Annotated in this window: 24 protein-coding genes and 1 tRNA gene; 10 read left to right on the forward strand and 15 right to left on the reverse strand. The window is 71.5% G+C overall.

All coding sequences use genetic code 11. The features are described from left to right. Positions 1 to 6: 6 nt before the first annotated feature. Together KUM39_RS20650 and KUM39_RS20655 are read left to right on the forward strand one after the other, a co-directional pair. On the forward strand, positions 7 to 1,863 hold the full coding sequence (locus KUM39_RS20650) for an outer membrane protein assembly factor BamB family protein (RefSeq protein ID WP_217787217.1): 1,857 nt from the start codon (positions 7 to 9) through the stop codon (positions 1,861 to 1,863). Between the two features lie 154 nt (positions 1,864 to 2,017). Continuing rightward, positions 2,018 to 2,731: a helix-turn-helix transcriptional regulator gene (locus KUM39_RS20655; RefSeq protein ID WP_217787218.1), complete on the forward strand. Its 714-nt coding sequence runs from the start codon at positions 2,018 to 2,020 to the stop codon at positions 2,729 to 2,731. Positions 2,732 to 2,815: 84 nt separating this feature from the next. Here the strand turns inward: KUM39_RS20655 and KUM39_RS20660 are convergent, their stop codons facing one another. Beyond that, entirely contained in the window at positions 2,816 to 3,169 is a 354-nt protein-coding gene (locus KUM39_RS20660; protein ID WP_246620478.1) for an NUDIX hydrolase, read from the reverse strand. Between the two features lie 21 nt (positions 3,170 to 3,190). Then, positions 3,191 to 4,885: a sodium:solute symporter family protein gene (locus KUM39_RS20665; protein ID WP_217787219.1), complete on the reverse strand. Its 1,695-nt coding sequence runs from the start codon at positions 4,883 to 4,885 to the stop codon at positions 3,191 to 3,193. Positions 4,886 to 5,109: 224 nt separating this feature from the next. On the opposite strand from KUM39_RS20665, the gene galT reads away from it, so the two are divergent. From galT to KUM39_RS20685, 4 genes are all read left to right on the forward strand, one after another. Next, on the forward strand, positions 5,110 to 6,171 hold the full coding sequence (gene galT, locus KUM39_RS20670) for a galactose-1-phosphate uridylyltransferase (RefSeq protein WP_217787220.1): 1,062 nt from the start codon (positions 5,110 to 5,112) through the stop codon (positions 6,169 to 6,171). Beyond that, positions 6,168 to 7,130: a UDP-glucose 4-epimerase GalE gene (gene galE / locus KUM39_RS20675; RefSeq protein WP_217787221.1), complete on the forward strand. Its 963-nt coding sequence runs from the start codon at positions 6,168 to 6,170 to the stop codon at positions 7,128 to 7,130. The genes galT and galE overlap by 4 nt, the downstream gene beginning before the upstream one ends. Beyond that, positions 7,130 to 8,284, forward strand: coding sequence for a galactokinase (galK, locus tag KUM39_RS20680; RefSeq protein WP_217787222.1), 1,155 nt, complete (start codon positions 7,130 to 7,132; stop codon positions 8,282 to 8,284). Before galE ends, galK begins: the two co-directional genes overlap by 1 nt. Positions 8,285 to 8,431: 147 nt before the next feature. Next, entirely contained in the window at positions 8,432 to 9,178 is a 747-nt protein-coding gene (locus KUM39_RS20685) for a class I SAM-dependent methyltransferase (RefSeq protein WP_217787223.1), read from the forward strand. A gap of 28 nt (positions 9,179 to 9,206) precedes the next feature. On the opposite strand, the gene KUM39_RS20690 is transcribed toward KUM39_RS20685, so the two are convergent. Next, positions 9,207 to 9,647 carry a GNAT family N-acetyltransferase gene (locus KUM39_RS20690; protein WP_246620480.1) on the reverse strand — a complete coding sequence of 147 codons (441 nt, stop codon included), beginning with the start codon at positions 9,645 to 9,647 and terminating at the stop codon, positions 9,207 to 9,209. A 280-nt stretch (positions 9,648 to 9,927) separates the two neighbouring features. Here KUM39_RS20690 and KUM39_RS20695 point away from each other — a divergent pair, with 280 nt between their 5' ends. Beyond that, positions 9,928 to 10,698, forward strand: a complete 771-nt coding sequence (locus KUM39_RS20695) for a LuxR C-terminal-related transcriptional regulator (protein ID WP_217787225.1) — start codon at positions 9,928 to 9,930, stop codon at positions 10,696 to 10,698. Here the strand turns inward: KUM39_RS20695 and KUM39_RS20700 are convergent. Further along, positions 10,657 to 11,154, reverse strand: coding sequence for a MarR family winged helix-turn-helix transcriptional regulator (locus tag KUM39_RS20700; RefSeq protein ID WP_217787226.1), 498 nt, complete (start codon positions 11,152 to 11,154; stop codon positions 10,657 to 10,659). The two genes, KUM39_RS20695 and KUM39_RS20700, sit on opposite strands and share 42 nt — an antisense overlap. Positions 11,155 to 11,242: 88 nt before the next feature. On the opposite strand from KUM39_RS20700, the gene KUM39_RS20705 reads away from it, so the two are divergent. Next, on the forward strand, positions 11,243 to 12,100 hold the full coding sequence (locus tag KUM39_RS20705; protein WP_217787227.1) for a trans-aconitate 2-methyltransferase: 858 nt from the start codon (positions 11,243 to 11,245) through the stop codon (positions 12,098 to 12,100). A gap of 108 nt (positions 12,101 to 12,208) precedes the next feature. Here the strand turns inward: KUM39_RS20705 and KUM39_RS20710 are convergent, their stop codons facing one another. Beyond that, entirely contained in the window at positions 12,209 to 12,913 is a 705-nt protein-coding gene (locus KUM39_RS20710) for a TetR/AcrR family transcriptional regulator (RefSeq protein WP_217787228.1), read from the reverse strand. Further along, positions 12,910 to 13,911, reverse strand: a complete 1,002-nt coding sequence (locus KUM39_RS20715) for an acyl-CoA desaturase (RefSeq protein ID WP_217787229.1) — start codon at positions 13,909 to 13,911, stop codon at positions 12,910 to 12,912. Before KUM39_RS20715 ends, KUM39_RS20710 begins: the two co-directional genes overlap by 4 nt. 321 nt (positions 13,912 to 14,232) lie before the next feature. Between KUM39_RS20715 and ppc the strand changes: the two genes are divergently transcribed. Next, positions 14,233 to 16,968, forward strand: a complete 2,736-nt coding sequence (ppc, locus tag KUM39_RS20720; protein WP_217787230.1) for a phosphoenolpyruvate carboxylase — start codon at positions 14,233 to 14,235, stop codon at positions 16,966 to 16,968. A gap of 81 nt (positions 16,969 to 17,049) precedes the next feature. Here ppc and KUM39_RS20725 read toward each other — a convergent pair whose 3' ends face one another. The 7 genes from KUM39_RS20725 to KUM39_RS20755 all read right to left on the reverse strand — a co-directional run bounded on the left by KUM39_RS20725 (position 17,050) and on the right by KUM39_RS20755 (position 22,969). Continuing rightward, positions 17,050 to 17,547 carry a hypothetical protein gene (locus tag KUM39_RS20725; RefSeq protein WP_246620481.1) on the reverse strand — a complete coding sequence of 166 codons (498 nt, stop codon included), beginning with the start codon at positions 17,545 to 17,547 and terminating at the stop codon, positions 17,050 to 17,052. Positions 17,548 to 17,669: 122 nt separating this feature from the next. Then, positions 17,670 to 18,275 (reverse strand): aminoacyl-tRNA hydrolase, encoded by a 606-nt coding sequence (pth, locus tag KUM39_RS20730; protein WP_217787232.1) that lies wholly within the window; start codon positions 18,273 to 18,275, stop codon positions 17,670 to 17,672. A gap of 169 nt (positions 18,276 to 18,444) precedes the next feature. Further along, positions 18,445 to 19,047, reverse strand: coding sequence for a 50S ribosomal protein L25/general stress protein Ctc (locus KUM39_RS20735; protein ID WP_217787233.1), 603 nt, complete (start codon positions 19,045 to 19,047; stop codon positions 18,445 to 18,447). 245 nt (positions 19,048 to 19,292) lie between these two features. Continuing rightward, complete coding sequence (locus KUM39_RS20740) at positions 19,293 to 20,273, reverse strand: ribose-phosphate diphosphokinase (protein ID WP_217787234.1); 981 nt, start codon at positions 20,271 to 20,273, stop codon at positions 19,293 to 19,295. Positions 20,274 to 20,423: 150 nt separating this feature from the next. Then, positions 20,424 to 21,872: a bifunctional UDP-N-acetylglucosamine diphosphorylase/glucosamine-1-phosphate N-acetyltransferase GlmU gene (glmU, locus tag KUM39_RS20745; RefSeq protein WP_217787235.1), complete on the reverse strand. Its 1,449-nt coding sequence runs from the start codon at positions 21,870 to 21,872 to the stop codon at positions 20,424 to 20,426. A gap of 133 nt (positions 21,873 to 22,005) precedes the next feature. Further along, a tRNA-Gln gene (locus KUM39_RS20750) sits at positions 22,006 to 22,076 on the reverse strand. A gap of 11 nt (positions 22,077 to 22,087) precedes the next feature. Continuing rightward, positions 22,088 to 22,969: a terminase gpP N-terminus-related DNA-binding protein gene (locus KUM39_RS20755; RefSeq protein ID WP_217787236.1), complete on the reverse strand. Its 882-nt coding sequence runs from the start codon at positions 22,967 to 22,969 to the stop codon at positions 22,088 to 22,090. A 146-nt stretch (positions 22,970 to 23,115) separates the two neighbouring features. Between KUM39_RS20755 and KUM39_RS20760 the strand changes: the two genes are divergently transcribed. After that, positions 23,116 to 24,441: a sensor histidine kinase gene (locus KUM39_RS20760; RefSeq protein WP_217787237.1), complete on the forward strand. Its 1,326-nt coding sequence runs from the start codon at positions 23,116 to 23,118 to the stop codon at positions 24,439 to 24,441. Positions 24,442 to 24,463: 22 nt separating this feature from the next. On the opposite strand, the gene KUM39_RS20765 is transcribed toward KUM39_RS20760, so the two are convergent. Then, positions 24,464 to 24,955 carry an SUKH-3 domain-containing protein gene (locus tag KUM39_RS20765; RefSeq protein ID WP_217787238.1) on the reverse strand — a complete coding sequence of 164 codons (492 nt, stop codon included), beginning with the start codon at positions 24,953 to 24,955 and terminating at the stop codon, positions 24,464 to 24,466. Between the two features lie 202 nt (positions 24,956 to 25,157). Next, a complete protein-coding gene (locus KUM39_RS20770) occupies positions 25,158 to 25,673 on the reverse strand; it encodes a YwqJ-related putative deaminase (protein ID WP_217787239.1) in 516 nt (171 codons plus the stop codon). Positions 25,674 to 25,773 lie beyond the last annotated feature (100 nt).

A 25,773-nucleotide genomic window follows, 5' to 3' on the forward strand; every position in this document is an offset into this window, starting at 1 on the left:
TTCGCCATGACCCAGCCGCCCCCGCCGCCCCACCAGCCCTCCGAACAGCCCCCGCAGCAGGGCGGTTTCGGCCCGCCCCAGGAGCAGCCCCCGCAGCCCCCGGCCCAGCCCGCGCAGCCCCCGGCCCAGTCCGCCCAGCCCCCCGCCGCGCCCCAGCCGGGCTACGGCCACCCCCAGCCGGGCTACGGCCACCCGCAGCCCGGCTACGGCCACCCGCAGGGGCCCGCCCCCGCGCCCGGCTACGGCTACCCCCAGCAGCCGCCCGCGCCCCAGCCCGGCTACGGCTACCCCGGCCCCGGCGCCCAGCAGAACCCGTACGCCCAGCCGCACACCCCGTACGGGCAGGCCCCCTACGGGCAGCCCCCGTACGGGCAGCAGCCCGGCTACGGCCACCCCGGCGGCCCGCTGCCGCCGACCGCGGTGACGCCCGGGGGCTCCGGCGGCCGGAGCAACGCCGTGGTGTTCATCGTGCTGGCCGCTGTCGTCGCCATCGCCCTGATCGTCGGCGCGGGCGTGCTGTACGCCAACAGGTCGGGTGACGACGGCAGGAAGCCCGTGACCGCCGCGTCCGGCGGCGGTGACAAGGACGGTTCCGGCGGCGGTTCCGGCGCCCGTGAGAAGGTACCGGCCGACCCGGACGCCAAGAGCCTCTTCACGGTGCCGATGCCGAAGACCGACGACACCGTCGTCACCTCGGGCTCCTGGCTGACCGGCGAGGTCTACGCCAAGTCCGGCATCGCGGAGATCGTCGGCCACGACCCGGCGAGCGGCGCCGAGCGGTGGAAGGTGAAGCTCCCCGGCCCGGTGTGCGCGGTCACCGACCACGTCACCTCCGACGACCGGACGGCGATCGTCTTCCAGCCGAAGATGCCCGCCAAGGGCTCCAGCGCCGGATGCAGCCAGGTCGCCGCGCTCGACCTGGACGCCGGCCGCCTCCTGTGGACGAAGACCGTGCGGACCGGTGACGCCCCGGTCAACCTGGACAACGTGACGGTCGCCCAGCACACCGTCGCCGTCGGCAGCAACGACGGAGGCGCCGCCTTCGACATCGCCTCCGGGAAGTCCCTGTGGCAGCCCAAGCCCGGCGACTCCTGCTTCGACGCGGGCTACGGCGGCGGCACCAGGATGGCCGTCGTCCGCAAGTGCGGCGGCTACGACGACCGGCAGCTGCACATCCAGAACATCGACCCGGCCACCGGCAAGGTCATCGCCGACTACAAGATGCCGCCGGGCGTCGAGTACGCGAGCATCGTCTCCACCGACCCGCTGGTCGCCGCCGCCGACGTCGGCGACGCCGCCGGTGACGGCAGCGGAGTCTCCGACTACTTCTCCATCGACAACCGCACCGGCAGGCTGCTCGCCCGGATCTCCGCGCCCGGCAAGACGTACGCGGGCCGCTGCGACGGCATCTCCCGCGTCGAGGACTGCCGGGAGGTCGTCGCCGGGGACGGCAAGCTGTTCGTGCCGACCGAGGAGCACGACGGCACCAAGCAGTTCAGCAAGACCAACGAGATCGTCGTCTTCGACCTCGCCACCGGCAAGGAGACCGGCCGCCGCGCCGAGGCGGGCGACGGCTGGACGCTGAGCCCGCTCCGCATGGACGGCCGCGACCTGATCGCCTACAAGCGCCCGCCGTACGACCAGGGCGGGCGGATCGTCCGCTACGACGCGGCCTCCTTCAAGGAGACCACCCTGCTCAAGAACCCCGCCGACCAGGACGACCGCCGGGCGGAGGCCGCGATGCTCCCCCAGTACGCCGAGATCCTCTACGGCGACGGACGGCTCTACATGTCGGCCGTGTACGCCCACAAGGTGACCGCCGGCAGGGAGCAACTGGTGATCGCCTTCGGCACCGACGGCTGACACCCTCCCCCCGAGGGGGAACCCGTACGGGAAGTGCTCCGGGTCCACCGATCCGGGGCACTTCCGCGCATGGGGCGGCGGGACGTCGAACAAGCGTGTAGCTTCCGGGGGCATGACGGGCCGGGCGGCCCCAGGGGGAAATGGGGGGCGCTCTATGGGAGTTCGGCTGATGGTCGTGGACGACCACCGGCTGCTCGCGGAGGCGCTCGCGTCCGCGCTGAAGCTGCGCGGGCACCGGGTGCTCGCCGCCGCGGCACCAGTGGCGGGCGCGGCCGAGCTGGTGATCGCGCGGGCGCCCGAGGTGTGCCTGCTGGGCACGGCCGCGCCCGCCGGTCCCGGCGCCTTCGACCCGGTGGTGCGGATCAAGCGGGAGCGGCCCCAGGTGGCCGTGGTGGTGCTGGGCCCGGTGCCCTCGCCCCGGGGCATCGCGGCGGCCTTCGCCTCCGGCGCCTCCGGCTACGTACGGCACGACGAGCGGATCGAGGGCGTGGAGCGGGCCATCGTGAAGGCCAGGGCGGGTGAGGCCGCCGTCGCCCCGCAACTGCTCCAGGGCGCCTTCCACGACCTGCTGCACCCGGAGGCGGAGCCCGACGACGAGGGCCGGCGGCTGCTGCGGATGCTGACCCCGCGTGAGGTGGAGGTGCTGGTCCGGGTCGCGGAGGGCGAGGACACCCGGCTGATCGCGGCCGGGATGCGCATCGCGCCGTCCACCGCCCGCACCCATGTGCAGCGGGTGCTGATGAAACTGGGCGTCGGCTCCCGCCTGGAAGCCGCCGCCCTCGCCGCCCGCACCGGCCTGCTGGACCGCGCCGCCCCCCTGCCCCCGCCCCGGCAGGCCCCGGAGACACCGCCGGGACCGGAGTCGTAGGAGGGGAGGACCGGACTCGTAGGAGGGGACCGGAGTCGTAGGAGAGGCCCCACGTAACTCCGGCCCCCGGCACGGTGGTTGGTGCTACGCGCCCCGCTCGTGCTCGTCCCCGTCCTCCCGCGGGACGGGCGGCGGGGTGGGGCGGAGCTTCAGCCAGGCGAGGAAGAAGACGCCCAGCAGCAGCATGCCGAGGCCGGTCCACAGGTTGATGTTGACGCCCTCGGCCTTGGCGATGGCGGCCGGTGAGTCGGTGATCCCGGTGATCGTCACGATGACGCCGTACAGCACGAACAGGCCGCCGATGATGCGGCGCAGGTCGAAGATGCGGGCCGCCGTGGCGGACCGGCTCTCCAGGTCGGTGACCTCGCGGCGCAGGGCATCCTCGGGGGTGCCGGAGGGCTCGGGGGCGCCGCCGGGCTCGGGGCGGTTCTCGGTCATGGTTTCCTCATCCTCCCGCGATCAGAACGAGAACGGGATGTAGCAGACGGCGGCCAGCACGATCGCGCCCCAGCCCAGCAGCGCCGGGCGCCGGTACCAGGCGTCGTCACCGGCGGCCGGTGCCTCGGACATGCCGGGGGACCGGGTGCCGTGGACCAGGCCCTGGAGTTCGGCGGCGGGCTTGGGCCCGGTGAACAGCGAGACGAGGACCATCACGACCGCGCCCGCGACGAACCCGGCGATGGCGGACACGAAGTTGGCGCCCTGGTCGGACGGGATCGGGACGATGCCCTCCCGGTAGAACACGAAGTAGTTGACCATCGCGGTGACGGTGCCCGCGAGCAGGCCCCAGAAGCCGGACCGGGCGGAGGCGCGCTTCCAGAACATGCCGACGATGAAGACCGCGAACATCGGCACGTTGAAGAAGGAGAACAGCGTCTGGAGGTAGCTCATGATGTTGGAGAACGAGCTGGCCAGGAACGCGGTGCCGACCGAGGCGGCGACACCGATCACGGTGATCAGCCGCCCGAAGCGCACGTAGTGGGCGTCCGCGCGGCCGGGCCTGACGTACTTCGCCCAGATGTCGTTGGTGAACACGGTGTTGAACGACGACACGTTGGCGGCCATGCCCGCCATGAACGCGGCGAGCAGCCCGGTGACCGCGATGCCGAGCACGCCGTTGGGGAGCAGCTCCTGCATCAGGTACGGGATGGCGTCGTTGTACTGGAGCCCCGAGGCGGAGGTGCCGATGTCCGGCACCAGCGCGGCGGCGACCAGGCCGGGGATCATCACCAGGAAGACGATGAAGATCTTCGGGTACGCGGCGATCAGCGGGGTGCGCTGCGCGGCGGACAGGTTCCTCGCGGACAGCGCGCGCTGCACCTCGGCGAAGTTGGTCGTCCAGTAGCCGAAGGACAGCACGAAGCCCAGACCGAGCACGATGGTCAGCCAGTTGGCGCCGAGCGGGTTGGCGCTGCCGATGCCGGTGCCGCCCCAGGCGGTGGTGAAGTCGTGCCCGTGCCGCGCGGTCAGCCGGTCGGTCAGCCCGCCCCAGCCGCCGACCTTCCGCAGGCCGAGGAGGGTGATCGGGATCAGCGCGGCCAGGATCACGAAGAACTGGAGCACCTCGTTGTAGATCGCCGAGGACAGCCCGCCCAGGGTGATGTACGCCAGCACGAACGCACCGGCGACCACGATCGCCACCCACTGCGGCCAGCCCAGCAGCGCCTGCACGACGATGGCCAGGGCGTACAGGTTGACGCCCGCGATGAGGACGGCGGCGAACGCGAACAGGACCGAACTCAGCAGGTGGGCGGCCCTGTCGAAGCGCAGCAGCAGGAACTCGGGCACCGAGCGGACCTTGCTGCCGTAGTAGAAGGGCATCATCACCAGGCCCAGGAAGACCATCGCGGGGATGGCCCCGATCCAGTACCAGTGCACCGTGTAGGCGCCGTACTGGGCGCTGTTGGCGGCCATGCCCAGGATCTCGGTGGCCGCCAGGTTCGCCGAGACGAAGGCGAGGCCGGTGATCCAGGCGGGCAGGGAGCGGCCGGAGAGGAAGAAGTCGAGGCTGGTCCTGACCGAGCGCCGGGCGGCGAGGCCGATGCCCAGGACGACGACGAAGTAGATCGCCAGGATCGAGTAGTCCAGCCAGTTGGTCGGGAGCCGCAGCTCCACCGCCTGGTACGCGGCGGCGGCGTATGAGGGGGTCTGCACATGAACTCGCTTCGTCGGGCGAACCGATCCGGGGCGGAACCTGTGCGTCCGTTCGCACGGCCCGCACGGTTCCGATGGTGTTCTTTGTTGGATCGTGATCGTTCAGATCTGGTGCTGTTCTGGTTTGTTATGTTTGCTTGTGTTGAGTGAGTGGGTGCGGGCACACCCTTGGGGGACCGAGCCGTTCGGGGCCGTGTTCCTCGGGGCCGAACAAGGAGTCCGGCGTGAAGAAGACCTCGACCCGGCTGGCCGACGGTCGTGAGCTGATCTACTACGACCTGCGCGACGACACCGTGCGCGACGCGCCCGACCGGCGGCCCCTGGAGCCCACGCGGACCAGTTCCGAGGTCCGCCGCGACGACCTGCTCGGCGACTCCGTCGCCATCGCCTCGCACCGGCAGGGCCGCACCTACCACCCCCCGGCCGACCAGTGCCCGCTCTGCCCGAGCCGGGGCGACCGGCTCAGCGAGATCCCGGACTCCTCCTACGACGTGGCCGTCTTCGAGAACCGCTTCCCCTCCCTCGCGGGCGACTCCGGCCGCTGCGAGGTGGTCTGCTTCACCTCCGACCACGACGCGAGCTTCGCCGCGCTCACCGAGGAACAGGCCCGGCTGGTGCTGGACGCGTGGACGGACCGGACGTCCGAGCTGTCCCATCTGCCCTGTGTCGAGCAGGTGTTCTGCTTCGAGAACCGGGGTGCCGAGATCGGTGTGACGCTGGGTCACCCGCACGGCCAGATCTACGCCTACCCCTTCACCACCCCCCGCACCGCGCTGATGCTGCGCTCGCTCGCCGCACACAAGGAGGCGACCGGCGGGCAGAACCTCTTCGACGACGTCCTCGCCCGGGAACGCGCCGGTGAGCGGCTGGTCCTGGAGGGCGAGCACTGGGCGGCCTTCGTGCCGTACGCCGCGCACTGGCCGTACGAGGTGCACCTCTACCCCAAGCGGCGGGTGCCGGACCTGCTCGCGCTGGACGAGGCCGCGCGCGCCGAGTTCCCGCGCGTCTACCTGGAGCTGCTGCGCCGCTTCGACCGGATCTTCGGCGCGGGCGAGCCCCCCACCCCGTACATCGCGGCCTGGCACCAGGCGCCCTTCGGGACGCTGCCCGACTTCGAGGGGGTGACGCGCGACGACTTCGCACTCCACCTGGAGCTTTTCACCATTCGCCGGACTTCGGGCAAGCTGAAGTTCCTCGCGGGCTCCGAGTCCGGCATGGACGTCTTCATCAACGACGTGCCACCGGAGCGTGCGGCCGAGCGATTGCGAGAGGTAGCGAGTTCATGAAGTACCTGGTCACGGGTGGCGCGGGATACGTCGGCAGTGTGGTCGCTCAGCACCTGCTGGAGGCCGGCCACGAGGTCACCGTCCTCGACAACCTCTCCACCGGTTTCCGCGCGGGCGTGCCCGCCGGTGCCGCCTTCGTCGAGGCCGATATCCGCGACACGGGCAAGTGGCTCGACCCCTCCTTCGACGGCGTGCTGCACTTCGCCGCGTTCTCCCAGGTCGGGGAGTCCGTGGTGAAGCCGGAGAAGTACTGGGAGAACAACGTCGGCGGCACGATGGCGCTGCTCGGCGCGATGCGCGAGGCCGGGGTGCGCACGCTGGTGTTCTCCTCCACCGCCGCCACCTACGGCGAGCCCGAGGAGGTCCCCATCCGGGAGACCGCCCCGACCCGCCCGACCAGCCCCTACGGCGCCAGCAAGCTCGCCGTGGACCACATGATCACCGGTGAGGCGCACGCCCACGGGCTGGCCGCGGTGTCGCTGCGCTACTTCAACGTCGCCGGTGCCTACGGCGACCAGGGCGAGCGCCACGACCCCGAGTCGCACCTCATCCCGCTCGTCCTCCAGGTCGCGCAGGGCCGCCGCGAGGCGATCTCCGTCTTCGGCGACGACTACCCGACCGAGGACGGCACCTGCGTCCGCGACTACATCCACGTCGCGGACCTGGCCGACGCCCATCTGCTGGCGCTGACCGCCGCGCGCTCGGGCGAGCACCTGATCTGCAACCTCGGCAACGGCAACGGCTTCTCCGTGCGCGAGGTCATCGAGACCGTCCGCGCGGTGACCGGGCACCCGATCCCCGAGGTCGTCGCGGAGCGGCGCGGCGGCGACCCGGCGGTGCTGGTCGCCTCCGCGGACACCGCCCGCGAGAAGCTGGGCTGGAACCCGACCCGCGCGGACCTCGCCGGGATCGTGGCGGACGCGTGGGAGTTCACGCAGAAGATCGCTGGGGAGCACTAGTGGGGGCAGAGCAGGTCCGGGCACGCTTCACCGAGCTGTACGGAGCGGAACCCGAGGGGGTGTGGGCGGCGCCGGGCCGGGTCAACCTGATCGGCGAGCACACCGACTACAACGACGGCTTCGTGATGCCGTTCGCGCTGCCGCACCGCGCGGTCGCCGCCGTCTCCCGGCGCACCGACGGCGTCCTGCGTCTGCACTCGGCGGACGTGGACGGCGGAGTCGTGGAACTCGCGGCGGACGCGCTGGCACCGGAGTCCGACACCGACTGGACCGCGTACCCGGCGGGCGTGGTCTGGGCACTGCGCGAGGCCGGGCACCCGGTCACCGGCGCGGACATCCACCTCGCGTCCACCGTGCCGACCGGCGCGGGCCTGTCCTCCTCGGCCGCCCTGGAGATCGTCGTCGCCCTCGCGCTGAACGACCTCTACGAACTCGGCCTGGAACGCTGGCAGTTGGCCCGCCTGTGCCAGCGCGCCGAGAACGTCTACGTCGGCGCCCCCACCGGGATCATGGACCAGACCGCGTCCGCGTGCTGCGAGGAGGGCCACGCGCTCTTCCTCGACACCCGCGACCTGGCCCAGCGGCAGATCCCGTTCGACCTCGCCGCCGAGGGGCTCTGCCTCCTCGTGGTGGACACCCGCGTCCAGCACGCGCACAGCTCCGGCGAGTACGGCAAGCGCCGCGCGGGCTGCGAGAAGGGCGCGGCGCTGCTCGGCGTGGACGCCCTGCGCGACGTGCCGTACGACACCCTGGACGACGCGCTGGCCCGGCTCGGTGACGAGGAGGAGGTCCGGCGGCTGGTCCGGCACATCGTCACCGAGAACCACCGGGTCGAGCGGGTGGTGGCACTCCTCGCCGCCGGTGAGGTCCGCGCCATCGGCCCCGTCCTCACCGAGGGCCACGCCTCCCTCCGCGACGACTTCCGCGTCTCCTGCCCGGAGCTGGACCTCGTCGTGCACACCGCCCTCGCCCACGGCGCCCTCGGCGCCCGCATGACCGGCGGCGGCTTCGGCGGCTCCGCCATCATCCTCACCGACTCCGCCGCCGTCCCGTCCCTGACGGCGGCCCTGGAGAAAACCTTCACCGAAGCGGGCCACACAACACCCCGCACCTTCGAAGCCACCCCGTCCCCGGGCGCAACCCGCCTCGACTGACCCCCGGCCCGGCCCGGCCCCTCGCGCTTTCGGGTGCGGGGGGCCGAACGCGGTCGGCGGGCACCGGAGGCGGGTGGAGACGGGGCGCGGGCGGGCGGTGCCGCAATCCTGTTGACCGGCTCCGGTGGGTGGTGCTGGAGTCGGGGGGTGGACAGCATCTCCGCCAATCGGCGTTTCTGGAACCGGATCAGCGGCGCCTATCAGGACGAGCACGATGCCCGGATCGGGGCCACACCCCGGCTGTGGGGGATGTACTCCATTCCCGACGCGCACCTGAACGCGCTGGGGGACGTGACCGGCAGGCGCGTCCTCGAACTCGGCTGCGGTGCGGGCCAGTGGTCGAGGGCGCTCGCCGCCGAGGGCGCCGATGTGGTCGGGTTCGATCTGTCGGAGGCCCAACTCGCCGCGGCGGCAGGTGCGATGGGCGCGGCACGGTACCCGCTGGTGCAGGGCGCCGCCGAACAACTCCCCTTCGCCGCCGAGAGTTTCGACCTCGTCTTCTGCGACTTCGGCGGGCTCAGCTGGGCGCCCCCGCACCTGGCCGTCCCGCAGGCCGCACGCGTCCTGCGCCGGGGCGGGCGCCTGGTGTTCAACGTCGCCGGGCCGTGGTTCGAGGCGTGCTGCGACGAGGCCGCCGGCCGCGTGACCACGACGCTCCAGCGGGACTACTTCGGCCTGGACACCATCGCCGAGGACGAGGACCAGGGCGCGACCAGCTATCAGCTCACCTACGGCGACTGGGTCAGGGTCCTGCGCGGCGCGGGCCTCGTCATCGACGACCTCGTCGAACCCCGCCCCGAACGCGGCACCCCCAACGGCTACAACGAGACCGACCCGCCCGACTGGGCACACCGCTGGCCCGCGGAACTGCTCTGGGTGACCCACAGGCCCTGACCCCGGACGGGGACTTTGAGGACACGCTCTAGTCCAGCCGCTTCGTCAGGGTGTACTCCGTGATCCCCGGCGGATAGTCCGGGACGGTGCCGGCGATGGTGTAGCCGTGTTTCTGGTAGAACGCGGGGGCCTGGAAGTCCCAGGTCTCCAGGCGGGCGGCGACGCAGGCGCGGGTGCGGGCGTGGTGTTCGGCGTCCGCGAGGAGGCGGGTACCGAGGCCGGTGCCGCGCAGGCGGGCGTCCACCCACAGGTAGGTGACGTGCAGCCAGTCCGCCCAGGTGTGCCCGACCAGCCCGCCCGCCAGCGTGCCGTCCTCCGTCAGCCCCCACACCTCCAGCGGGACCTGCCGCTCACGCGGGGTGCCGCGCAGCGCCGCCAGCACCGGGGAGGCCGCCGTGTTGGTCGCCAGCAGCCGCGACCGGAGCAGATCCCGCCGTTCCCTGTCCACTTCCGCCTCGATACGAAACATGCGGCACACCATAAACGCGCACGATGGGCAGTTCCGGGAATCCCCTCCCGCCTCGGGCCGCCGTCCGTACTCTGATGAGCGGTACCGGCGGGGGGCCGGTACGGATCGGGGGACGCGACAGCGGGTACGGCACCCGCGCCGGGGGTAGCAGTCTCCGCGACGGCACGGCCCGTACGCGGTGCGGTCCTCCGGCCGCCGGAGCCCGGCCCGTGCGGGCCGCAGTCCTGCCGGACCTTGGCTATCCCCTTGCTCCGCGCGGAGTTTCGGGGAAGGGGGTTTCGTGGTGCGCATCCGAGTCCTGGTCGTGGACGACCACCGCATCTTCGCCGAGTCGCTGGCCGCCGCGCTCGCGGCCGAGCCCGACGTGGACGTCTTCGCCGCGGGCAGCGGCCCGGCCGCGCTGCGCTGCCTGGAGCGCGGCGCCGCCGAGGGCCGCCGCTACGACGTCGTCCTGGTCGATGCCGACCTCGGCGCCACCCCTCCGCCCGGCCCACGCCCGCCCGTGCCCGTGCGCGAGGGCCAGGCGGAGGGCCCCGCCGACGGCATCGCCCTGGTCGCCGGGGTGCGGCGGACCCAGCCGTCCGTCCGCGCGGTGGTCCTCGCCGAACGCGACGACGCCCGCCGCGCCGCGCACGCCCTCCAGGCCGGTGCCTCCGGCTGGGTCGCCAAGGACTGCTCGCTGTCCCGGCTGCTGACCGTCGTACGCGGTGTGCTGCGCGACGAGACGCATCTGCCGCCCGCGCTGCTCACCGGCGTGCTCAGGGAGCTGACCGCGGCCCGCAAGCACCGCACCGAGAGCGAGCGGCTGGTGGAGTCGCTGACCCCGCGCGAGCGGGAGGTGCTGCGCTGCATGGTCGCCGGGCTCGGCCGCAAGGCGGTCGCGGAACGGCTGTTCCTCTCCCCGCACACCGTGCGCACCCATATGCAGAACGTCCTCGGCAAGCTCGGCGTCCACTCCACCCTGGCCGCCGTCGCGCTGGCCCGCCGGGCGGGCGTCGGGCCCGCCGACCTAACCGGGGATGTTGTCGAACGGGGCGGTCAACTGGCGTAGCAGCGCTGCGAGTTCCGCGCGCTGGGCCTCGGACAGCTCGCCCAGGATGGCCCGCTCCTGCTCCAGCAGTCCGGCCAGTGCCTCGTCCGCGCGGTCCCGCCCGGTGTCGGTGAGCCGTACCAGCACACCGCGCCGGTCGCTGGGGTCCGGCAGCCGCTCCACCAGGCCCTTCGTCGTCAGCCGGTCGATGCGGTTGGTCATCGTCCCCGAGGTCACCAGCGTCTGGGTGAGCAACTGGCCGGGGGAGAGCTGGTACGGCGTGCCCGCGCGGCGCAGCGCGGTCAGCACGTCGAACTCCCAGGGTTCGAGCTGGTGCTCGGCGAAGGCGAGTCTGCGGGCACGGTCCAGGTGCCGGGCCAGCCTGCTCACCCGGCTCAGCACTTCCAGCGGCTCCACGTCGAGGTCCGGGCGCTCCCGGCGCCACGCAGCGACCAGCCGATCGACCTCGTCCTCCATGACGATCAGTGTAGTGGTTCGCTCGACATGAAGTCTCTTGGCGTCGAGTTTCTTGACATCAAGAGAGTGGGGTGGGGAGAGTGGAGCCATGACCGAGCCCACCGCCGAACACCCCGCACCCGCCGCACCCGCCACCCCCGTCTGGGACCCCGCCCAGTACCTGCGCCACGCCGACCACCGTGCCCGCCCCTTCACCGAACTCCTCGCCCGCGTCCCCGACCCGGCCGCCCCCGCGCCCCGCGTCGCCGACCTCGGCTGCGGCCCCGGCAACGTCACCGCCCTGCTCGCCGCCCGCTGGCCCGCCGCGCACATCACCGGCTATGACACCTCCACCGAGATGCTCGACCGCGCCCACACGGAGTACGAGGGCCCCACGCCCGGAGGCGGACGCCTCGACTTCGCCGCCGCCGACGCCCGCGTGTGGACGCCGGACGAGACGTACGACGTGATCGTCTCCAACGCCGCCCTGCAATGGGTGCCGGGCCACCTCGACCGCTTCGCCGACTGGGTGTCCGCCCTCGCCCCCGGCGGCACCCTCGCCTTCCAGGTCCCCGACAACATCGACGCGCCCCTCCACGTCCTGCTGCGCGACCTCACCGAGACCCCCCGCTGGGCACCCCGCCTCGCCGGAGTCCTCCGCCGCGCCGACTCCATCCACACCCCCGAGGTCTACCTCGACCGCCTCGCGCGCCTCGGCTGCGCCGCCGACGTCTGGCAGACCACCTACCTCCACGTCCTCCCCGGCAAGGACCCCGTCCTCGACTGGGTCAAGGGCTCCGGACTCCGCCCCGTCCTCACCACCCTCGCCGACGACCCCGAAGCCCGCGACGCCTTCCTCACCGACTACCGCGCCCGCCTCCGCGAGGCGTACCCGACCACCCCGTACGGCACGGTCCTGCCCTTCCGGCGACTGTTCGCGGCGGCCGTGAAGGAGGCCCGCCGGTGATCAGCCGGTGATCAGCCGGTGAGTACCGCACCGCGGTGCTCAGGCGCGCGGACGGGCCGAGGGGCTGACGGGCTGAGGGGCCGAGGGGCGCCGTCCGCCTCGTGGGCGTCAGTTCTTGCGGTGGCCCACCAGACGGGGCTTCTGTTCCAGGCCGTCCAGGCCGTTCCAGGCGAGGTTCACCAGATGGGCGGCGACCTCGGCCTTCTTGGGACGGCGGACGTCCAGCCACCACTGGCCCGTCAGGGCGACCATGCCGACCAGGGCCTGGGCGTACAGGGGGGCCAGTTTCTGTTCGAAGCCCCGGTTCTTGAACTCGCGGCCCAGGATGTCCTCGACCTGCGTGGCGATGTCCGAGATCAGCGAGGCGAAGGTGCCCGTGGACTGGGGGATGGGCGAGTCACGGACCAGGATGCGGAAACCGTCCGTGTACTCCTCGATGTAGTCGAGGAGCGCGAACGCCGCCTGCTCCAGCAGCTCACGCGGATGCCCCGCCGTGAGACTGCCGGTCACCATGTCCAGCAGCCGCCGCATCTCCCGGTCCACCACCACCGCGTACAGCCCCTCCTTGCCGCCGAAGTGCTCGTACACCACCGGCTTGGACACCCCGGCCTTCGCCGCGATCTCCTCCACCGACGTGCCCTCGAACCCTTTCGCCGCGAAAAGGGTGCGACCGATCTCCAGCAACTGCTGACGCCGCTCGGCGCCACTCATCCGCGTACGGCGGGCGCGCCTCGGCCTCTCACTGCCGGACGTGCCGGAAATACCAGAAGTACCGGAACCACTGCTCGAATCGGTCGCCACGGCCTCCATCATGCCGCCTCGGCGGCCGCCCTCCGGCGCCGGGAGCCGTCCTCGCCCCCGTCGCGCCGCGAATCGATACGCGAGCGTGACGGCCAGCGCACGTCGTACGCCCACCCCGCCAGCTCGAACCAGCGGATCAGCCGCGCCGACGAGTCGATCTGCCCGCGCATCACCCCGTGCCGCGCCGACGTCGGGTCCGCGTGATGCAGGTTGTGCCACGACTCACCGCACGACAGCGCCGCCAGCCACCACACGTTGCCCGACCGGTCCCGCGACTTGAACGGCCGCTTGCCCACCGCGTGACAGATCGAGTTGATCGACCACGTCACGTGATGCAGCAGCGCCACCCGCACCAGCGAACCCCAGAAGAACGCCGTGAACGCGCCCCACCACGACATCGTCACCAGCCCGCCGATCAGCGGCGGCAGCAGCAGCGACACCGCCGTCCACAGCACGAACTGCCGCGAGATCGCCCGCAGCGCCGGGTCCTTGATCAGATCGGGCGCGTACTTCTCCTGCGGCGTCTGCTCCTCGTCGAACATCCACCCGATGTGCGCCCACCACAGGCCCTTCATCAGCGCCGGAAGCGTCTCACCGAACCGCCACGGCGAATGCGGGTCGCCCTCCGCGTCGGAGAACTTGTGATGCCTGCGGTGATCCGCCACCCAGCGCACCAACGGCCCCTCCACCGCCATCGACCCCATGATCGCCAGCGCGATCTTCAACGGCCGCTTCGCCTTGAAGGAACCATGCGTGAAATGCCGGTGGAACCCGATCGTGATGCCGTGGCACCCCAGGTAGTAGAAGAACACCATCAGGCCCAGATCGAGCCAGCTCACCCCCCACCCCCACAGCAGCGGCACCGCCGCCAGCAGGGCGAGGAACGGGACGATGATGAAGCCCAGCAGCGAGATCTGCTCGATCGACCGCTTCTGCTCACCGCCCAGCGTGGCCGAACCGGCGTCGCCGGTCCGGGGGGCATCGTCTAGCACATCGGAACTGGAGGTCATGCGGTCCCCTTGTGGGGTCGAGGGTCGAGGCAGGTGCCGGGCACCGGAACCGGAAGAAAGGGCGCGGGACGGGATCACCGACCCCACTTCCCTACGGTTCCGTAACCTACGGCGTCGTAAGTATGGCAGTGCGCCGGGCGGCGGCAAGAGCCCACGAGCCTGCGCGTCCCCGTGGACACCTATCCTTGGACTCGGTCGGACAGCGCGGTCCGCTCTGAATACAGCCCGGACGCCCCGGCCCCCGAACGGCACCGCCGCCCGACCGCCGGACGCCCCGAGTTCCCTCCCGGACGAGCTTCAACACTGCAAGGAGCCGCACCTGTGAGCAGTGCCGACGACCAGACCACCACGACCGCCGGCAGCGCCCTGCGCGCCGACATCCGGCGCCTGGGCGACCTGCTGGGCGAGACCCTCGTACGGCAGGAGGGACCCGAACTCCTCGACCTCGTAGAGAAGGTCCGCCGCCTCACCCGCGAGGACGGCGAAGCAGCCGCCGAACTGCTGCGCGGCACCGAACTGGAGACCGCCGCCAAACTGGTCCGCGCCTTCTCCACCTACTTCCACCTCGCCAACGTCACCGAACAGGTGCACCGGGGCCGGGAACTGCGCGCCCGCCGCGCCGCCGAGGGCGGCCTCCTCGCCCGCACCGCCGACCGCCTCAAGGACGCCGACCCCGAACACCTCCGGCAGACCGTCCGCAACCTCAACGTCCGCCCGGTGTTCACCGCCCACCCCACCGAGGCCGCCCGCCGCTCCGTCCTCAACAAGCTCCGCCGCGTCGCCGCCCTCCTCGAAACCCCCGTCATCGAGTCCGACCGGCGCCGGCTCGACACCCGCCTCGCCGAGAACATCGACCTCGTCTGGCAGACCGACGAACTCCGCGTCGTCCGCCCCGAACCCGCCGACGAGGCCCGCAACGCCATCTACTACCTCGACGAACTCCACGCCCACGCCGTCGGCGACGTCCTGGAGGACCTCACCGCCGAACTCGAACGCGTCGGCGTCCGCCTCCCCGACGAGACCCGCCCCCTCACCTTCGGCTCCTGGATCGGCGGCGACCGCGACGGCAACCCCAACGTCACCCCCCAGGTCACCTGGGACGTCCTCATCCTCCAGCACGAACACGGCATCAACGACGCCCTGGAGATGATCGACGAACTCCGCGGACTGCTCTCCAACTCCATCCGCTACACCGGCGCCACCGACGAACTCCTCACCTCCCTCGACGCCGACCTCGAACGCCTCCCCGAGATCAGCCCCCGCTACAAGCGCCTCAACGCCGAGGAGCCCTACCGGCTCAAGGCCACCTGCGTCCGGCAGAAGCTGGAGAACACCAAGCAGCGCCTCGCCACCGGCACCCCCCACGAGGACGGCCGCGACTACCTCGGCACCGCCGAACTCCTCGCCGACCTCCGCGTCGTCCAGACCTCCCTGCGCGCCCACCGCGGCGGCCTCCTCGCCGACGGCCGCCTCGCCCGCACCATCCGCACCCTCGCCGCCTTCGGCCTCCAGCTCGCCACCCTCGACGTGCGCGAACACGCCGACGCCCACCACCACGCCCTCGGCCAGCTCTTCGACCGGCTCGGCGAGGAATCCTGGCGCTACGCCGACATGCCCCGCGACTACCGCGCCAAGCTCCTCGCCAAGGAACTCCGCTCCCGCCGCCCGCTGGCCCCCACCCCGGCCCCCGTGGACGCCGCGGGCGAGAAGACCCTCGGCGTCTTCAGCACCGTCGGCCGCGCCCTCGCCGTCTTCGGCCCCGAGGTCGTCGAGTCGTACATCATCTCCATGTGCCAGGGCGCCGACGACGTGTTCGCCGCCGCCGTCCTCGCCCGCGAGGCCGGACTCATCGACCTCCACGCGGGCTGGGCCAGGATCGGCATCGTCCCCCTGCTGGAGACCACCGACGAACTCCGCGCCGCCGACACCATCCTGGAGGACATGCTCTCCGACCCCTCCTACCGGCGCCTCGTCGCCCTGCGCGGAGACGTCCAGGAGGTCATGCTCGGCTACTCCGACTCCTCCAAGTTCGGCGGCATCACCACCAGCCAGTGGGAGATCCACCGCGCCCAGCGCCGCCTGCGCGACGTCGCCCACCGCTACGGCGTACGCCTGCGCCTCTTCCACGGCCGCGGCGGCACCGTCGGCCGCGGCGGCGGCCCCTCCCACGACGCCATCCTCGCCCAGCCCTGGGGCACCCTGGAGGGCGAGATCAAGGTCACCGAACAGGGCGAGGTCATCTCCGACAAGTACCTCATCCCGTCCCTCGCCCGCGAGAACCTCGAACTGACCGTCGCCGCCACCCTCCAGGCATCCGCCCTGCACACCGCGCCCCGCCAGTCCCACGAGGCCCTCGCCCGCTGGGACGCCGCGATGGACGTCGTCTCCGACGCCGCCCACGCCGCCTACCGCGCGCTGGTCGAGGACCCCGACCTGCCGACGTACTTCCTCGCCTCCACCCCGGTCGATCAGCTCGCCGACATGCACCTCGGCTCACGGCCCTCCCGCCGCCCCGGCTCCGGCGTCTCCCTCGACGGCCTGCGCGCCATCCCCTGGGTCTTCGGCTGGACCCAGTCCCGGCAGATCGTCCCCGGCTGGTTCGGCGTCGGCTCCGGCCTCAAGGCCCTGCGCGAGGCCGGGCTCGACACCGTGCTCGACGAGATGCACGGCCAGTGGCACTTCTTCCGCAACTTCATCTCCAACGTCGAGATGACCCTCGCCAAGACCGACCTGCGCATCGCCCAGCACTACGTGGACACCCTCGTCCCCGACGAGCTCAAGCACGTCTTCGACACCATCCGCGCCGAACACGAACTCACCCTCCGCGAAGTCCTCCGCGTCACCGGCGAGAGCGAACTCCTCGCCGCGCAGCCCGACCTCAAGCAGACCTTCGCCATCCGCGACGCCTACCTCGACCCGATCTCCTATCTCCAGGTCACCCTGCTCAAGCGCCAGCGCGACGCCGCAGAATCCGGCACCGAACCCGACCCGCTGCTCGCCCGCGCCCTCCTCCTCACCGTCAACGGCGTCGCCGCCGGCCTCCGCAACACCGGCTGACCGACCGCCACCCGGACACACCGGTGCCCCCCGAGTCCGTACGACCCGGGGGCACCGGTCTGTCCGCAAGCGCGCCCGCGCCTACCGCACCGCGAAGAACGCCGACGTCAGCAGCGCCCCACCCGCCAGCCCCAGCAGCCACCCCGCCCGGCGCAACCGCATCCCGCCCGCCACCACCACCGACGCCAGCAGCAGCGCACCGCCGAGCGGCACCCACGCGTACAGCACCCCCGCCGTACCCGCCCGCACCGCCTCCCGCGTCCCCGGCTTCAGCACCACGTCGTACGACCGCCCCGCCCGCACCGCCACCGACCGCGCGATCACCGCGCTGTCCGGACCGCCCGGACCCGCCGACGCCGACCGCGTGAACGGCCCCGCACACACCTCACCGGCACACGACACCACCTTCAGCGAGCCCTGCACCCGGCCCCGCTCCAGCATCACGTGCTGCGCCGTACCCCACGACCCCCACACCCCGCCGAACAGGATCAGCGCGGCCAGCACCGCCATGAACGAGGACTGACCGAACCGCAGCGCGGTCGTGGAATTCCGGCGGGCGGCAGCGGAGGAGGCAGGCATGGCCGGGATCATTGGCCATACCCGCACAACCGGTCAACTCCCGCTCGTGGGACGCCCGAAGTCCGCCCCGACAAGTCAGCAGTTGTCCGCACTCACCTCACGTGTTGTACGCACCACGCACCTCACGTGTTGTACGCACTCTGCGCCCGCTCCAGCCCCTCCGTCACCAGCGCCTCCACCGCGTCCGCCGCCCGGTCCACGAACCAGTCCAGATCCTTGCGCTCCACCGACGAGAAGTCCCGCAGCACGAAGTCCGCCACCTGCATCCGCCCCGGCGGACGCCCGATCCCGCACCGCACCCGGTGGTACTCCGCACCCATCGCCTTCGTCATCGACTTCAGCCCGTTGTGCCCGTTGTCCCCACCGCCCAGCTTCAGCCGCAGCGTCCCGTAATCGATGTCCAGCTCGTCATGGACCGCCAGCACGTTCGCCAGCGGCACCTTGTAGAAGTCCCGCAGCGCGTTCACCGGGCCACCCGACAGATTCATGAACGACGACGGCTTCGCCAGCACCACCCGCCGCCCCGCCGGGCCCACCGGACCCAACCGCCCCTCCACCACCTGCGCCTGCGCCTTCCCCGCCCGCTTGAACTTCCCCCGCATCCGCTCCGCCAGCAGATCCACCACCATGAACCCCACGTTGTGCCGGTTCATCGCGTACTCCGCACCCGGATTCCCGAGCCCGACAACAAGCCAGGGCACATCGGCAGCCGTGCTCACGTCGTCCATGTCTCCTCATATACGCGGCGAGCCGTCGCCCTCCCGCGGACACGGGAGAGCGACGGCTCGAGCCACCACAGTGGGCAAACGTTCCGCGGAGCGGAACGGGTGGGCACGACGGACAGCACCGGGCGCCTTCAGAAGGCACCGCTCACCGGGACCGCCGAACCCCGGAAGGTCACGCCTCGGCGGACTCGTCCTCGGCCGCCTCGGACTCCTCGCCCTCCGGAGCCTCCTCGACCTGCGCCTGCAGCACCTGCAGCACCACCGCGTCACCCTCGACGGCCAGCGAGACACCCGACGGCAGCTCGATGTCCTTGGCGTGCACGGACGCACCGGCCTCCAGGCCCTCGACCGACACGGTCACGGACTCGGGGATGTGCGTCGCCTCCGCCTCGACGGGCAGCGCGTTCAGCACGTGCTCCAGCAGGTTGCCGCCAGGAGCCAGCTCGCCCTCGGCGTGCACCGGGATCTCGACGGTGACCTTCTCGCCACGCTTCACCAGCAGCAGGTCAACGTGCTCCAGGAAACCCTTCAGCGGGTCACGCTGCACGGCCTTCGGGATCGCCAGCTCGTTGGTCTTGCCGTCGATGTCCAGCGAGAGCAGGACGTTCGGCGTACGCAGCGCCAGCAGCAGCTCGTGACCCGGCAGCGTCAGGTGCAGCGGCTCGGAACCGTGGCCGTACAGCACCGCGGGAACCTTGTTGTCACGACGGATGCGACGGGCGGCACCCTTGCCGAACTCGGTGCGGGCCTCGGCGCCGATCTTCACCTCGGACATGGGAATCAACTCCTCGTAGAACAGGGACGGACATGGTCACCCGGCCACGAACGGCCTGCTACGAAGAGCGCGTCGATAACGGACAACCGCCCACGCATGCGATCCGCACACGGGAAACGGCCTCCCTCGCCGAGCAACACACGCAGTCTACTCGGCAGGAGAGGCCGTACCCAAAAGGATCTTCAACGGCCCCCGGAGCGGCCGTGCGGCAGGTGAGGAAACGTCACCGCGTCCTCACCCCGCACTCACTGCTCGTCGAACAGGCTCGTCACCGAACCGTCCTCGAACACCTCACGCACCGCACTCGCGATCGTCGGAGCGATCGACAGCACCGTGATCTTGTCCAGGTCCCGGCCCAGCTCACCCGGCGTCGGCAGCGTGTCCGTGAACACGAACTCACTCACCCGCGAGTTCTTCAGCCGGTCCGCCGCCGGACCCGACAGCACACCGTGCGTCGCCGTCACGATGACGTCCTCCGCACCGTGCGCGAACAACGCGTCCGCCGCCGCGCAGATCGTGCCACCGGTGTCGATCATGTCGTCCACCAGCACACACACGCGGCCCTCGACCTCACCCACGACCTCGTGGACGGTCACCTGGTTCGCCACGTCCTTGTCACGCCGCTTGTGCACGATCGCCAGCGGCGCGCCCAGCCGGTCGCACCACCGGTCCGCCACCCGCACCCGGCCCGCGTCCGGCGACACCACCGTCAGCTTCGACCGGTCCACCTTCCGGCCCACGTAGTCCGCCAGCAGCGGCAACGCGAACAGATGGTCCACCGGACCGTCGAAGAAGCCCTGGATCTGATCCGTGTGCAGATCCACGGTGAGTATCCGGTCCGCACCCGCCGTCTTCATCAGATCGGCGATCAGCCGCGCCGAGATCGGCTCACGACCACGGTGCTTCTTGTCCTGCCGGGCGTACCCGTAGAACGGCACGATCACCGTGATCGACCGCGCCGACGCCCGCTTCAACGCGTCGATCATGATCAACTGCTCCATGATCCACTTGTTGATCGGAGCGGTGTGGCTCTGTATCAGGAAACAGTCCGCACCCCGCGCGGACTCCTGATAGCGGACATAGATCTCACCGTTGGCGAAGTCGAACGCCTTCGTCGGTACGACCTCTACGCCAAGCTGCTGCGCGACCTCCTCGGCAAGCTCGGGGTGGGCGCGGCCGGAGAAGAACATCATCTTCTTCTCGCCGGTCGTCTTGATCCCGGTCACAGCACTGTCTCCTCAGAGGGTCTCAGCCGGCCGACTGCGCACCACCCCTCCGGCGGACGCGAGAGGCAAATCGGCTGGTAGGAGTGCGTCACGCACTCACGCGGATGTGCACTTATCACGGTACGCCGACTTTGACGCCACCGTTTCCGGTCAGTCCTCGTCGGCAGCCGGACGCGACACCGCCTCGGCCGCCCTCGCCGCCGCACTCCCCGGCCGCTTCCGCGCCACCCAACCCTCGATATTCCGCTGCTGGCCACGGGCCACGGCCAGCGAACCGGCCGGTACGTCCTTCGTGATCACGGACCCCGCGGCGGTGTACGCGCCGTCCCCGACCGTGACAGGAGCCACAAACATGTTGTCCGAACCCGTCTTGCAGTACGAACCCACCGTCGTGTGGTGCTTGTTCTCCCCGTCGTAGTTCACGAACACACTCGCCGCACCGATGTTCGTATGATCACCGATCGTCGCGTCCCCCACGTACGACAAGTGCGGAACCTTCGTCCCCTCACCGATCGCCGCGTTCTTCGTCTCCACATACGTACCGACCTTCGCCCCCGCACCCAGCCGCGTACCCGGCCGCAGATACGCGTACGGACCCACCGACGCCCCGGCGCCGATCCGCGCGCCGTCCGACACCGTGTTGTCCACCCGGGCGCCCGCACCGACCCCCGTGTCGTGCAACCGGCTGTTCGGACCGACCTCCGCGCCCTCCGCGAGCCGCGTCGCACCCGTCAGCTGCGTACCCGGATGCACCACCGCGTCCTGCCCGAACGTCACCGTCACGTCCACCCACGTGGTGGCCGGATCGATCACCGTCACACCGTCCAGCATCGCCCGCGTCAGCAGCCGGTCGTTCAGGATGCGGCGCGCCTCGGCCAGCTGCACCCGGTTGTTGATGCCCGCGATCTCCCGGTGGTCCCCGGCGACCGACGCGCCGACCCGGTGCCCCGCCTCCCGCAGGATGCCGAGCACGTCCGTCAGATACTCCTCGCCCTGACTGTTGTTCGTCCGCACCTTCTTCAGCGCGTCCGCCAGCAGCGGCCCGTCGAACGCGAACACCCCGCTGTTGATCTCCCGCAGCGCGAGCTGCTCCGCCGAGGCGTCCTTGTGCTCCACGATCGCGGTCACCGCGCCGCTCTCCGCGTCCCGCACGATGCGGCCGTACCCGGTCGCGTCGGGGACCTCGGCGGTCAGTACGGTCACGGCGTTGCCGTCGGCCCCGTGCGCGGCGGCCAGCGCCTTCAGCGTGTCCGCCGTCAGCAGCGGGGTGTCGCCGCACACGACGACGACCGTGCCCTCGACGGACCCGCCCAGCTCCTCCAGCGCGATGCGGACGGCGTGGCCGGTGCCGTTCTGGCGTTCCTGCACGGCGGTACGGACGGCCGGGTCGGTCGCGGTCAGGTGCTCGGTGACCTGCTCACGGGCGTGGCCCACGACGACGACCAGGTTCTCGGGGTCCAGCTCGCGGGAGGCGGCCAGCACGTGGCCGACCAGGGATCGGCCGCAGATGGCGTGCAGGACCTTCGGCGTGGCCGACTTCATACGGGTGCCCTCACCCGCTGCGAGAACGACGACGGCGGCCGGGCGGATGGCGCTCACGGGGTTGCCCTTCGGCTCTGAATGGGTGGGGGTGACAGGCGCAGGATACCGGGATGGGTGTGCGATGAAACGAGAGCGGGTCCCGACCGTGCGTGACGGTCGGGACCCGGACATTTGTGGACTTTCCTGTGTGCTCCCGGAGAAGGAATCGAACCCTCATTCAACGGACCAAAACCGTTTGTCCTACCTTTAGACGATCCGGGATAGTTCGCACACTATGTCCGATTTTGATGATCGGTCGCGTGCGCGGCCTCCACTATGCCGTACCAGGAGCCCTCGATGCGACGGTACAACTCGGCGCACTGGAGGACTTTGATCACCAGGCAGCCCCGGTAGTTCTCACCGGTGTTCTTACGGGCGGTCTTGGGGTTGTGCTTCTTCAGCGTCGTCCTGTAGAAGGCGGACGAGGCCGCGCCGACCAGGTCGGCCCAGTACTCCTCGGCGCCACGCACGTCCGCGCTCTCGTGGATCATCACCGTGAACCGGAGGCGTTCCGGCTCCACGCCGATGAGCCGGAGCCAGGCGAGGAACGTCGCGATCATCGTCGGATCGCTGTTCACGAAGGCGACGTTCTCGCGGCGGGCGTACGGCTTGTCCTTCGCGCCCTCGGCCCAGTAGAGCCCCACGCCCAGCAGGAACAGCTCGCGCTCGGAGAGTGCGCCGACCGCCTGCCGGGCCGTGCTCTTCGCCTGCTGCCGTTCTTCCTCTCGGCGGCGCAGCCGCACCTCCCAGCCGCGTCGCCCGATCTCCGACGCCTCTTCGGGGGTCCGTTTCCTTTCGGGTACGGGTACGTCCCGGACCCACAGGGCGACCGAACTCCTGGAGCAGCCCAGTTCGAGTTGGATGCGGTCGTAGGTCCAGCCCTGGAGGCGCAGTTCGCGGGCGCGTTGGCGGAGGTCGTCCTTGGCGTTGGGGCGCTTGGTCCACTCGGGTGCGGGTTCGCCCTTGACCAGGCGGTGGAGGAGGTCGTTGTTGAAGACCTTCAGTTCGTCGCGTATCTGCCGGAGGCTGAGCCCCTGGCGGCGCAGTGCGACCGCCCGCTCCCGGAGATCCTCGAAGTTCCGCTGGTCGCTGTGGGTGCCCTCTGGATGTGCCATAGGCATACTTTGCGGACGGGAACGCGTGTTCTGGGTGCGAAAGGGTGATGTTCACCCGTTCGGCTCAATGGGGTGGGTATGGGGGGTCGGGTGGGGAGGGGAAACTCACCGGAAAGGGGGTGGGGGTCGCCCGTAGGCTGGAGGCCATGACCACGACGGGGGAAGAGCGCGAGACGGCCCGAGCGGGGCCGTGGTGGTGGGGGCGCAGACGGGGCGCGGTGCTGGACTCGGTGCTGGCGGTGGCGTCGGCGGCGGAGTGCGCGGCGGAGGGGGTCCCGTTCGCGCGGGACGCGGGGGTTCCGCTGTGGCTGGGTGTGGTGTTCGGGCTGGTGGCGGGTGCGGTGCTGCTGGTGCGGCGGAGGTGGCCGATCGCGGTGGTGCTGGTGGCGATCGCCATCACGCCCGCGCAGATGGGTCTGCTGCTGAGCGTGGTGGGGCTGTACACCCTGGCGGCGTGCGAGGTGCCGCGCCGGGTGCTGGCGGCGTTGTCGGGGATGTCGCTGCTGGGCACGATGATCGTGACGTTCGTGCGGGTGCGTCAGGACATGGCGCGGGGCGATCTGACGCTGGGTGACTGGTTCGTGCCGTTCGCGTCGATCACGACGGCGGTGGGTCTGACGGCGCCGCCGTTGCTGCTGGGGCTGTATGTGGGTGCCCGGCGCCGGTTGATGGAGAGCCTGCGGGAGCGGGCGGACAGCCTGGAGCGGGAGCTTCAGTTGCTGGCCGAGCGTGCGGAGGAGCGCGCGGAGTGGGCGCGGGGTGAGGAGCGGACGCGGATCGCGCGGGAGATGCACGATGTGGTGGCGCACCGGGTGAGTCTGATGGTGGTGCACGCGGCGGCGTTGCAGGCGGTGGCCCGTAAGGATCCGGAGAAGGCGGTGCGGAACGCGGAGCTGGTCGGTGACATGGGTCGGCAGGCGTTGACGGAGCTGCGGGAGATGCTCGGGGTGCTGCGCAGCGGGGAGGGCGAGGGGCGCCGGGAGGTGGGGTCGGTGCCGTTGGCGGCGGTGCGGGAGGCGGCGGTGCGGGCGGCTTCGCTGGCGGCGGTGGACGTGGTGGGTGAGGGGCCGTGTCTGTCGGAGCTGGAGGAGTTGGTGGGGCAGTCGGCGGCGGCCGGGATGGTGGTGCGGTTGTCGGTGGAGGGGGAGGTGCGGGCGTATGCGGCGGAGGTGGAGCAGACGGCGTACCGGGTGGTGCAGGAGGCGTTGACGAACGTCCACAAGCATGCGGCGGGGGCGCCGACGCGGGTGCGGCTGGCGCATCGTGGCGCGGAGATCGCCATGCAGGTGGAGAACGAGTCCCCGCCGGTCGCGTCCGCCGCGTCGGCCGCCGGTCTGCCGTCGGGCGGCAATGGGCTGCTGGGGATGCGGGAGCGGGTGCTGGCGTTGGGCGGGGTGTTCGTGTCGGGGCCCACGGAGGCGGGGGGTTTCCGGGTGTCGGCGGTGATTCCGGCGGTGGTTCCGGCGGTGTAGGGGTGGTGCCGGGGTCGGGTGTTCAGGCCACTGTCAGCCGGGTCGGTCTGTTGCCGGCGAGGAGGGTGGTGAGGCCGGTGTCGATGTCGGGTCCGGCGTACCAGTCGCCGGTGTGGTCGAGGGTGTAGACGCGGCCTTCGGTGTCGATGGCGAGGAGGGCGGCGGTGTCGGTCTCCTCGCCGAGGGGGCAGACCTCGGTGCCGAGGGCGCGGCCGAGGTCGCCGAGGGTGCGGGCGAGGTGGAGTCCGTGCAGGGGGTCGAGGTGGAGGGCGGCGGGGGCGACCTGGCGGCCGGGTCCGGCCGGGGTGAGGCGGAGGCCGCCGAATTCGGCCCAGGCTTCGACGGCGGCGGGGAAGACGGTGTGCCGGTGTCCGGCGGGGGAGACGTGGTCGCGGAGGGTGTCGGCCCAGTATTCCGCCTGTTTTATGTCCCAGCGTCCGGGCTGCCAGCCCGCGGTGCGCAGGGCGGCGTCCACGGGGACGGGGAAGCGGGTGGAGGTGCGGTCGGGGTGCATGGGCCTTCGTTCGTGGCGGTGCCAGGTGCGGGTGCGGGTGGGGCGGCCGGGGTGTGTGTCCCGCGGGGTGCGGGTGGGGTGTGCGGGGTGTGTCCCGCTGGGGTGCGGGTGCGGGTGCGGTTTCGTCGAGGGGTACGGGTCGTGTCCGTACGGTGTTCAGCGGGCCGGTGTGCTCCGGCTCGGTCTTCCGGTGCGTTCCGGCTCAGTCCTCCGCGTCGGCGGGATCGACGACGCGGACGCCGAAGTGGGCGGTGAGGGCGGTGCAGGCGCGGCAGGGGGTGGCGAAGGCGCCGTGCAGGGGGTCGCCGTCCTCCCGTATGCGGCGGGTGGTGAGTTTGGCCTGCTTGAGCGCCTTGCGGGCCTCGCCGTTGGTCATGGCCTTGCGGGCGGCGCGTTTGCTGCGGGCGGCGTCGGCGGCGGCGAGGTGCCGGGAGATGAGGATGGTCTCGGCGCAGCGGCCGGTGAAACGGTCCCTCTGGGCGCTGGTGAGGGTGTCGAGGAAGTCCTGCACGAGTGGGTGGAGGGTGGGGGGCTGGTCGCCGCGTGCCGCCGTGCCGGTGAGGGTGGCGCCGCGTACGGAGAGGGCGGCGGCGACGGTGGGGGAGATGCCGTCGCGGCGGTGCTGGAGGGTGGGGGCGGTGGGCGCGTCGGCGCTGCTCCAGCCGACGCGGGGGTCTCCGGCGCGCAGGTCGTTGCCGCCGGTCTGCACGGTGCTCATGATCGCCTTCCCTCCCCGGAGGGTGTCCCCCGGAAGGACACAGAGTGCCAAATGCCGTGGCTTGTGCGGAAGCTGGGGCGGTGCGACACGCCAGGTTCGG

Origin of the sequence: Streptomyces corallincola, assembly GCF_019104725.1 — a bacterium.
Taxonomy (GTDB): domain Bacteria; phylum Actinomycetota; class Actinomycetes; order Streptomycetales; family Streptomycetaceae; genus Streptomyces; species Streptomyces corallincola.

Coding starts and splice junctions, on each gene's coding strand:
- KUM39_RS20650 (WP_217787217.1), top strand. CDS start 7: ATGACCCAGCCGCCCCCGCCGCCCCACCAGCCCTCCGAACAGCCCCCG.
- KUM39_RS20655 (WP_217787218.1), top strand. CDS start 2,018: ATGGGAGTTCGGCTGATGGTCGTGGACGACCACCGGCTGCTCGCGGAG.
- KUM39_RS20660 (WP_246620478.1), bottom strand. CDS start 3,169: ATGACCGAGAACCGCCCCGAGCCCGGCGGCGCCCCCGAGCCCTCCGGC.
- galE (WP_217787221.1), top strand. CDS start 6,168: ATGAAGTACCTGGTCACGGGTGGCGCGGGATACGTCGGCAGTGTGGTC.
- KUM39_RS20690 (WP_246620480.1), bottom strand. CDS start 9,647: ATGTTTCGTATCGAGGCGGAAGTGGACAGGGAACGGCGGGATCTGCTC.
- KUM39_RS20700 (WP_217787226.1), bottom strand. CDS start 11,154: ATGGAGGACGAGGTCGATCGGCTGGTCGCTGCGTGGCGCCGGGAGCGC.
- KUM39_RS20705 (WP_217787227.1), top strand. CDS start 11,243: ATGACCGAGCCCACCGCCGAACACCCCGCACCCGCCGCACCCGCCACC.
- KUM39_RS20710 (WP_217787228.1), bottom strand. CDS start 12,913: ATGATGGAGGCCGTGGCGACCGATTCGAGCAGTGGTTCCGGTACTTCT.
- KUM39_RS20715 (WP_217787229.1), bottom strand. CDS start 13,911: ATGACCTCCAGTTCCGATGTGCTAGACGATGCCCCCCGGACCGGCGAC.
- KUM39_RS20725 (WP_246620481.1), bottom strand. CDS start 17,547: ATGCCTGCCTCCTCCGCTGCCGCCCGCCGGAATTCCACGACCGCGCTG.
- pth (WP_217787232.1), bottom strand. CDS start 18,275: ATGGACGACGTGAGCACGGCTGCCGATGTGCCCTGGCTTGTTGTCGGG.
- KUM39_RS20735 (WP_217787233.1), bottom strand. CDS start 19,047: ATGTCCGAGGTGAAGATCGGCGCCGAGGCCCGCACCGAGTTCGGCAAG.
- KUM39_RS20755 (WP_217787236.1), bottom strand. CDS start 22,969: ATGGCACATCCAGAGGGCACCCACAGCGACCAGCGGAACTTCGAGGAT.
- KUM39_RS20760 (WP_217787237.1), top strand. CDS start 23,116: ATGACCACGACGGGGGAAGAGCGCGAGACGGCCCGAGCGGGGCCGTGG.
- KUM39_RS20765 (WP_217787238.1), bottom strand. CDS start 24,955: ATGCACCCCGACCGCACCTCCACCCGCTTCCCCGTCCCCGTGGACGCC.
- KUM39_RS20770 (WP_217787239.1), bottom strand. CDS start 25,673: ATGAGCACCGTGCAGACCGGCGGCAACGACCTGCGCGCCGGAGACCCC.